The 2320-nt window shown below is 67.7% G+C and carries 1 protein-coding gene; it reads left to right on the top strand.

Translation table 11 applies throughout. The annotated features are described in order from the left end of the window. Positions 1-2320, top strand: a 2320-nt coding sequence (locus CC207_RS28140) for an AMP-binding protein (RefSeq protein WP_256582364.1), incomplete at both ends; no start/stop codon positions are given.

The raw sequence follows: 2320 nt of genomic DNA, 5'->3' as shown, positions 1-2320 counted from the left end.
GCCGCAGCCGGGCAGCGAGGCGCTGGTCAGCCGTGCCTTCGAGGCGCCGCAAGGTGAGATCGAAACCGCGCTGGCCGCGATCTGGGCCGAAGTGCTCAAGGTCGAGCAGGTTGGTCGCCATGACCACTTCTTCGAGCTGGGCGGCCATTCGCTGCTCGCGGTGAGCCTGATCGAGCGCATGCGCAAGGCCGGCCTGGATGCCGACGTGCGCGTGCTGTTCGCCCAGCCGACGCTGGCGGCGCTAGCGGCGGCGGTGGGTTCGGGGCGTGAAGTGGCAGTGCCTGAGAACCGTGTGCCGCAAGGTGCGACGCAGATCACCCCGGACATGCTCAGCCTGATCGAGCTGGACCAGGCCAGCATCGATCGTATCGTCGCCACCGTGCCGGGGGGGCCGGCCAACGTGCAGGAAATCTACCCGTTGGCGCCGCTTCAGGAAGGCATCCTCTTCCACCACCTCAGTGCCGAGCAGGGTGACCCATACCTATTGCAGACCCGCCTTGCCTTCGACAGCCTGGATCGGTTGCAGGCCTGCGCCGAAGCCCTGCAACAGGTCATTGACCGCCACGACATCCTGCGCACCTCGGTGGTCTGGGAAGGGCTGGGCGAGCCGGTGCAGGTGGTCTGGCGCCAGGCCCAGCTTGCAGTCAACGAAGTCACCGGGCTCGGCGAAGAGGCGGTGATCGAGCGGTTGCACGCGCACTTCGATGCCCGCCTGCAACGCCTGGACCTGACCCAGGCGCCGCTGCTGCGCCTGACGTACGCCTTGGACCCGGCCCTGCAGCGGGTGGTGGCCGTCCTGCACTTCCACCACCTGGCCCTGGACCACACGGCGATGGAGGTGATCGTCCACGAGCTGCAGGCGATTCTCTCCGGTCGCCAGCACCTGTTGAGCGCGCCCGTGCCGTACCGCACCTACGTGGCCCAGGTACGCCTGGGCGCCGCCGAGGCGGGGCACGAGGCGTTCTTCCGCGACATGCTCGGCGATGTCGACGAGCCCACCCTGCCGATGGGCCTGGCCGATGTGCAGGGCGACGGGCGCGATATCGAGGAGTCGCGCCTGCCGCTGGATCCGGCCTTGTCGCGCCGGGTGCGCGAGCAGGCAAGGGCCCTTGGGGTCAGCGCCGCGAGCCTGATGCACCTGGCCTGGGCACGCGTGGTGGGTGTGCTGGCGGGGCGTCGCGACGTGGTGTTCGGCACCGTGCTGATGGGCCGCCTGCAAGGCGGCGAGGGCGCCGACCGGGCGCTGGGGGTGTTCATCAACACCTTGCCGCTGCGCATCGACACCGCCAAGGGCACCCGCGCCGCGGTGCAGGCCACCCACCAGCGGCTGTCGGCGCTGCTCGGGCATGAGCATGCGTCGTTGGCGCTGGCCCAGCGTTGCAGTGGCGTGCCGGCCTCGGCGCCGCTGTTCAGTGCCTTGCTCAACTACCGCCACAGCCCGACGGATACGGTCGGTGTGGATGCCGCAAGCTTCCAGGGTATGCATCAGCTGGGTGGTGAAGAACGCAGCAACTACCCGTTGACCCTGAGCGTGGACGACCACGGGGAAGGCTTCAGCCTCAGCGTGCTGGCCCAGCTGGGGATCGGTGCCGAACGGGTCGCAGGTTGGATGACCGCCGCCGTGAGCCAGTTGATCCAGGCGTTGGAGCAGGGTGGCGCGGCGCAGGTCGACAGGCTGCCCATCCTCGACGTTACGCAGCGAAGCCAGGTGCTCGAAGGTTTCAATCCCACGGACATGGACTACCCACAAGGGCAGACCGTGCACGCGCTGGTCGAGGCCCAAGCGCCTGAAGCATTAGCTGTTGTACAGGGTGAGTTGCGTCTGACCTACGGCGAGCTCAACCAGCGTGCCAACCGCCTGGCTCATCACCTGATCGAGCGTGGCGTGGTCTTGGGCGACCGTGTGGCGCTGTGCCTGGAACGTGGTCCGCAACGGATGGTGGCGATGCTGGCCGTGCTCAAGGCCGGCGCGGCGTATGTGCCGGTCGATCCGGGCTATCCGGCGCAGCGGATTGCCTATCTGCTCAGCGACAGCGCGCCAGCGCTGGTGCTGGTCGAATCGACCACCGAAGCCTTGGTCGGCGATGTAGCTAAAGTCTTGATGGATGGCGATGACTGGCTCGACCAGGCGGCCAGCAACCCTGTGGTTGCAGGGCTGGACGTGCATCAGTTGGCCTATGTCATCTACACCTCCGGTTCCACCGGCCAGCCCAAGGGGGTGATGGTCGAGCACCGCACCCTGGCCAACCTGATTCACTGGCATTGCCAGGCGTTCGCGCTAGGCGAGGGCAGCCATACCTCCAGCGTCGCCGGTTTCGGT

Source organism: Pseudomonas sp. DrBHI1, assembly GCF_002205115.1.
Taxonomy (GTDB): domain Bacteria; phylum Pseudomonadota; class Gammaproteobacteria; order Pseudomonadales; family Pseudomonadaceae; genus Aquipseudomonas; species Aquipseudomonas mosselii.
The sequence above is the reverse complement of the archived record's forward strand: the minus strand, read 5'-3'. Positions and strand labels throughout refer to the sequence as shown.